Below are 6,326 nucleotides of genomic sequence, written 5' to 3' on the forward strand. Positions count from 1 at the left end.
CGATGGCGCCGGTCTCCAGCAGGACGATGGGCTGGTAATGGAGACAGAGCTGCCCCTGCTCCAGCGCGGCGCGCAGGTCGGCCTCCATGCGCATGGCGGCCATCGCCTGCCGGCGCAGGTTGGTGTCGAACACGTCGATGCGCGCCCGTCCGCCGCTCTTGGCGCGGTACATGGCCAGGCTGGCGTCGCGCAGCATATCTTCCGCCCGGTCGTAGCCGGTCTGGCTCAGGGCCACGCCGATGGAGGCGGTCAGCACCACATCGTGCCCCTCACCCAGCGTGACCGGCCGCGAGATGGCGCGGGCCATCCGTTCCGCCGCCTCCAGCGCGTCGCCGGCATCGTCCAGCTCGTCCACCAGCACGGCGAACTCGTCGGCCGACAGGCGGGCCAGCGTGTCGCCGACGCGGCGGCTGACGTCCAGGCGCTTGGCGACGATGCGCAGCACGCGGTCGCCGACGCTGGCGCCAAGCGCGTCGTTGATCGCCTTGAAGCGGTCGAGGTCGATGAGGATGGTGGCGAAGGGCCGGGCGCCGGCCCGGCGGTTGCGGTCCAGCGCCTGCCCGATGCGGTCCAGCAGAAGCGTGCGGTTGGGCAGGCCGGTCATGCTGTCATGGACGGCGTCGAACAGGATCTGCTGTTCGGCCTTCTTGCGCGCGGTGATGTCGGTCATCGAGCCGGCCATGCGGACGGCGCAGCCCTTGTCGTCGCGGACGGCCAGACCGCGGACCAGCATCCACAGCTCCTGCCCGGCCTTGTCGAGGATGCGGAACTCGTGCTGGAGGTGCGAGCGGTCGCCGACCAGATGCAGGTCGATGGCGGTGCGCAGACCGTCCAGGTCGCCGGGCAGGACCCGCTGGAACCATTCGTCGGTGGAGCCGGCGATCTCCGCCTCCTCGAAGCCGAGCATCGCCTTCCAGCGCGGCGAGTAGTAGATCTCGCCACTGTCGATGAACCAGTCCCACAGCCCGTCGGCCGCCCCGGCGGCGGCAAGCGCATAGCGCTCCTCGCTGCGCCGCAATTCCTGTTCGGCATGCTTGCGGTCGGTGATGTCGGCGACGGAGCCGACCAGCCGGATCGGTTCGCCCGAATCGTCCATCACCGCCATGCCGCGGCAGACCAGCCAGCGCCACTGTTGATTTTCGATGGTGTCGGCGGCGCGGCGGACGCGGTGCTCGATCTGGAAGGGGACGGACAGCCCGACCATCTGCCCCTCGAACGATGCATGCAGCCAGTCGACGTCCTCCGGATGGACGAGGGACAGCCAGTCGGTCGGCCGGTTGGCGTCCCGTCCGGACTCACCCGGCGGCAGCCCAAGGAACTCCTTGAAGCGGGGGGAAAGGTACAGCGTATCGCTGCGCAGGTCCCAATCCCAGACGCCTTCGGTTCCGGCCTTTTCCGCCAGCAGGTATCGGTCGATGTTGGTGTTCAAGACCCCTCGTCGGACCTATGGGAGGTCAGCGATCGGTGGAGCCTTCCCACCGTTCATGTTGCGATTGTAGGTAGTTTTTAGTGAAGAAACCATAAATGTCATCGAAGCCCGGACTGTGCCCCAGCCCGCCGGTCCCGACAAAGCGGAGGGTTCCTTCCGCGAAATTTTTTCCTATATTAGGATAGCTCGCCATATCATCCGAAACCGGCACCGATGGATTGGACCGATCAGGGACTCGTTCTATCTGCCCGTCCCCAGGGGGAAGGGTCCGCCGTCGCGACTCTGCTGACGCGCGGGCACGGCCGCCATGCCGGCATGGTGATGGGCGGCCGCTCCGCCCGCCAGCGCGGCACGCTGGAGCCGGGAACCCTGGTCCATGCCCGCTGGCGCGGCCGGCTGCCCGAGCATCTCGGCCATTTCACGCTGGAGCCGGTGAAGGGCTATGCCGCCAACTTCTTCGAAGACGCCCAGGCGCTGGCCGCACTCATCAGCGCCTGCGCCCTGGTGGAGGCGGCCCTGCCGGAGCGGGAGGCGCACCCAGCCCTGTTCGACGGGCTGCTCGCCCTGTTCGACCTGCTGGACGGGCCGGCCTGGGCCGAGACCTATGTGCGCTGGGAGGTCGGGCTGCTGGCCGAGCTTGGATTCGGCCTCGACCTCGACCGCTGCGCGGTGTCGGGGGCCAACGATTATCTCGCCTATGTCAGCCCGCGCACCGGCCGGGCGGTGACCGCCTCGGTGGGAGAACCCTATCGCGACCGGCTGCTGCCCCTGCCCGACTTCCTGGCCGGGCGCGGCGGCGGCGGGCCGGCGGCGGTGGCCGACGGGCTGCGGCTGACCGCGCATTTCCTGGAGCGCCATGTGCTGAACGGGCCGCTGCCGCCCGCGCGTGAGCGCTTGAGAGAACGTTACGCGAACGCGGTAGCGCGCTCCGCCTGAAACTGCTAGACCCCATCATCATGAAGCCGCAAAACCCTGCCTCCGACATATTGGAAAAGCCGCTGGCCGACGCGCTCGGCGAGCGGTATCTCAGCTACGCGCTGTCCACCATCATGTCCCGCTCGCTGCCCGACGTGCGCGACGGGCTGAAGCCGGTGCACAGGCGCCTGCTGTTCGCCATGAGCCAGCTCCGGCTGGAACCGACGACGCCGCCCAAGAAGTCGGCCCGTGTCGTCGGCGACGTGATCGGCAAGTTCCATCCGCACGGCGACAGCTCCGTCTATGACGCGCTGGTCCGTCTGGCGCAGGATTTCTCCGTCCGCTATCCGCTGGTCGACGGCCAGGGCAATTTCGGCAACATCGACGGCGATAACGCCGCGGCGATGCGCTACACCGAAGCCCGCCTGACCGAGGTCGCCAAGGCCCTGCTGGAGGGCATCGACGAGGATGCGGTCGACTTCCGCCCGACCTATGACGGCGACGGCGAGGAGCCGGCGGTCCTGCCCGCCAACTTCCCCAACCTGCTGGCCAACGGGTCGAGCGGCATCGCCGTCGGCATGGCCACCAACATCCCGCCGCACAATGTCGGCGAGATCTGCGACGCGCTGCGCCACCTGATCAAGCACCGCGACGCCAGCATCGAAACCCTGGTCGGCTTCATGCCCGGCCCCGATTTCCCCACCGGCGGCCTGTTGGTCGAGTCGCGGCAGAATGTGATCGAGGCCTACCGCACCGGCCGCGGCGCCTTCCGCCTGCGCGCCCGCTGGGAGGTGGAGAAGCTGGGCCAGGGCACCTGGCAGATCGTCGTCACCGAGATGCCCTATCAGGTGCAGAAGGCCCGGCTGGTCGAGAAGATCGCCGAGCTGCTGCTGGCCAAGAAGCTGATCCTGCTGGACGACGTCCGCGACGAATCGGCGGAGGACGTGCGCCTCGTCCTGGTGCCGAAGAACCGCAACGTGGATCCCGAGGTGCTGATGGCCTCGCTGTTCCAGGCGACCGACCTGGAAATCCGCTTCTCGATGAACATGAATGTGCTGGGCGCCGACAATGTGCCGCGGGTGATGAACCTGCGCGAGGTGCTCCAGGCCTTCCTCGACCACCGGCATGAGGTGCTGGTCCGCCGTTCCAACCACCGTATGGCGCAGATCGACCACCGGCTTGAGGTTCTCGGCGGCTATCTCGCCGCCTACCTGAACCTGGACGAGGTCATCCGCATCATCCGCGAGGAGGACGAGCCGAAGCAGGAGCTGATCCGCGCCTTCACCCTGACCGACGTGCAGGCCGACGCCATCCTCAACATGCGGCTGCGCAACTTGCGCAAGCTGGAGGAGATGGAGATCCGGCGCGAGCACGAGACGCTGACCGGCGAGAAGAACGGCCTGCTGGAACTGCTGGGCGACGAGACCCTGCGCTGGAAGCGCATCGCCGAGGGCGTGGCCGAGATCAAGAAGAAGTTCGGCACCGGCGCGCTCGGCAAGCGGCGCACCGACGTGGCCGATGCGCCCACCGTGATCGAGGTGCCGCTCGACGCGCTGGTGGAGCGCGAGCCGGTCACCGTCATCTGCTCGGCCAAGGGCTGGATCCGCACGGTGCGCGGCCATCTGACCGACGCGGAGGCGGAGGATGTGAAGTACAAGGACGGCGACGCGCGCGGCTTTATCGAGCGGTGCGAGACGACCGACAAGCTGCTGGTCTTCGCCAGCAACGGCAAGTTCTTCACCATCGGCGTCGACAAGCTGCCGCGCGGCCGCGGCTTCGGCGAGCCGGTGCGGCTGATGATCGACCTCGGCAACGACGTCGACATCGTCGACCTGTTCCGCCACCAGGCCGGTCGCACCCTGCTGGTGGTGTCGGAGGACGGCCGCGGCTTCCGCGTCGAGGAGGCGGAGGTGCTGGCCCAGACCCGTGCCGGCAAGCAGGTGCTGAACCTGGAGGACGGCAAGTCCGCCCGCATCTGCCAGCCGGTGACCGGCGACACGCTCGCCATCATCGGCAACAACCGCAAGATGTTGGTCTTCCCGCTGGAGCAGGTGCCGGTGATGACCCGCGGCAAGGGCGTCCAGCTTCAGAAGTACAAGGACGCCAGCGTCGCCGACGTGAAGACCTTCGCGCTGGCCGACGGCCTGAGCTGGAAGAACGGCGAGCGCAACTTCACCGTCAGCGACCTGACCGGCTGGATGGGTGACCGTGCCGGCCAGGGCAAGATGCCGCCGAACGGCTTCCCCAAGAACAACCGGTTCATGTAAAGCGACACTTGAAAAGCAGGCAGAGTATCCCCTCTCCCCCCAGGGAGAGGGTTAGGGTGAGGGGGCGACGTGGCGGGACCTTCGGGGGAAATCATGCGATGCATCCCCCTCACCCCGACCCTCTCCCCGGGGGGGAGAGGGAGGAAGCCACTGCCCCTACTTCGGCGTCGTCACCGTCGCCGTCAGCGGCACGCGGCGTTCGACCAGGGCCGAGGTGACTTCCTTGGCCTTCACCGGATCCATGGCGGCCAGGATCGGCGCGGTCTTCTGTTCCTTCATCTTCTGGATGACACCCAGCAGCACCGGCATGTCGAGTTCCTCGAAGATGCGGGCGGCTTCCTTCGGCTTCATCGTCTCGTAGATCTTCACCAGGCTGTCCAGTTGGGCCGACTGCTTCTCGTCGCCCTGGGCCATCAGCTTCTGGATGTCGGACTTGGTCTTCTCCATCTCCGCCACCTTCTGGTCGATCCGCTTCTCGGCGGCGGCCAGCAGGGCTTCGCGCTGCTCCATCTCCTTGGTGCGGCGCTCGATCTCGGCGCGGCGGTCGGCGAAATGCTGGAGCAGTTCCTGGTTGTCGATGGGACCGAGCGGAGCCAGCGGCGCATTGGCGGCCGGAGCGTTCGCCGGGCCGCTCGATCCGCCGGGAGCCGGCGGGGCTTCCTTGCCGGCCGGCTTCGTCGTGGCGGACGGCATCTGGCCCGGCATCTGATTGGGCGGAGACGCCGGGGTGGAGCTTTGCGGTCCCTGGGCAAGGCTGACTGGGAAATCCGGCAGGCGGGCGTCGTGGGTGGCAAGGCGCCACAGGTCGCCGACCCGCACGCCCAGCATCAGCACGGCGACGAAGATGGTCAGCGGCAGCAGGCGGAAACGGGCACCGCGCATCCGCGCCCGCAGCCGCTCGGTCAGCGGCACGCGCGGTGTCGCCGGCTTGCGCGCTTTCGTCTTCGCCCTGCCCTTCTTCGCCGGAGCCTTGCCGGTGGCGGAGCGGACCGCCGGCAGTTGCGCCTGCTGGGCCTGCTGGGCGGCCAGCGTGGGAGAAGTGCGGACGCCGGTCGGGGCGGCGCCGGCCGGCCGGATCACGACCTTGGCTTCGCTCCCCGCTGCAGCAGGCTTGCCGTCACTGGTGCGCATGCTCATCCAATCCCCTTGCCGGCGTTCTCGATCGCCTGAAGCAGTTCGCGTTCGGCCCGGGACAGGCTTTCTCCATCACGGGTGATGGGGTCACGGGCGATGGGCGCTCGTGCCTCGGCCGACGGCTCGGCACGGGCGGCGGCGCGTCGCGGCGGCGCATCGAGCCGGGCCGGCGGCGGGGCGTGACGATGGTCGTCGTGATCGTCCTCGACCGGCAGGCTGCGCAGGGCCGGGCGCGGCGCCACCAGCGGAGCCTTGGCCGGAGCACGCGACGCCAGCGCCGGGGCGACGGCGACGGAGCGTCCACCCTCCCGGCCACCCTCCCGGCCACCATCCCGTCCGCCGACATTGCCCAGCCGGTTGGCCAGGGCGTCGGCCGCCTCGATCATGAATTCCAGCTCGTCGCGCAGGGTCTGCGCCTTGTTCACCGTGCGCTGCAGGTCCTCGCCGGTGTCGCTGGCCGTCTTCTTCAGCGTGCGCACGCCGGTCTCCGCCCGCCCCATCGCGTCGTTCAGGCCCTGGATCAGTTCGGCCATCTCGCCGCGGCTCTCGCGCAGGGCGATGATCTGCCGTTCAGGATGATC

The 6,326-nt window shown here is 68.6% G+C and carries 5 protein-coding genes; 2 read left to right on the top strand and 3 right to left on the bottom strand.

Translation table 11 applies throughout. The features are described from left to right. Positions 1-1,429, bottom strand: a 1,429-nt coding sequence (locus tag I71_RS32600) for a sensor domain-containing diguanylate cyclase (protein ID WP_042704107.1), incomplete at its 3' end; no start/stop codon positions are given. Between the two features lie 213 nt (positions 1,430-1,642). Between I71_RS32600 and recO the strand changes: the two genes are divergently transcribed. Further along, positions 1,643-2,365, top strand: a complete 723-nt coding sequence (gene recO, locus I71_RS32605) for a DNA repair protein RecO (RefSeq protein ID WP_042704109.1) — start codon at positions 1,643-1,645, stop codon at positions 2,363-2,365. Positions 2,366-2,385: 20 nt separating this feature from the next. Next, positions 2,386-4,611, top strand: coding sequence for a DNA topoisomerase IV subunit A (gene parC / locus I71_RS32610; protein ID WP_042704111.1), 2,226 nt, complete (start codon positions 2,386-2,388; stop codon positions 4,609-4,611). Between the two features lie 156 nt (positions 4,612-4,767). Here the strand turns inward: parC and I71_RS32615 are convergent, their stop codons facing one another. Beyond that, positions 4,768-5,748, bottom strand: coding sequence for a MotE family protein (locus I71_RS32615; protein WP_042704113.1), 981 nt, complete (start codon positions 5,746-5,748; stop codon positions 4,768-4,770). Then, the coding region (locus I71_RS32620) for a DUF6468 domain-containing protein (protein WP_042704115.1) at positions 5,745-6,326 on the bottom strand (582 nt) is incomplete at its 5' end. The genes I71_RS32615 and I71_RS32620, both read right to left, overlap by 4 nt.

The sequence above is a fragment of the Azospirillum sp. B506 genome, from assembly GCF_000333595.1.
In the GTDB taxonomy this organism is placed as follows: Bacteria; Pseudomonadota; Alphaproteobacteria; order Azospirillales; family Azospirillaceae; genus Azospirillum.

Bases quoted from the DNA above. Each gene is read 5' to 3' on its own strand.
- recO (WP_042704109.1), top strand. From the start codon at position 1,643: ATGGATTGGACCGATCAGGGACTCGTTCTATCTGCCCGTCCCCAGGGG.
- parC (WP_042704111.1), top strand. From the start codon at position 2,386: ATGAAGCCGCAAAACCCTGCCTCCGACATATTGGAAAAGCCGCTGGCC.
- I71_RS32615 (WP_042704113.1), bottom strand. From the start codon at position 5,748: ATGAGCATGCGCACCAGTGACGGCAAGCCTGCTGCAGCGGGGAGCGAA.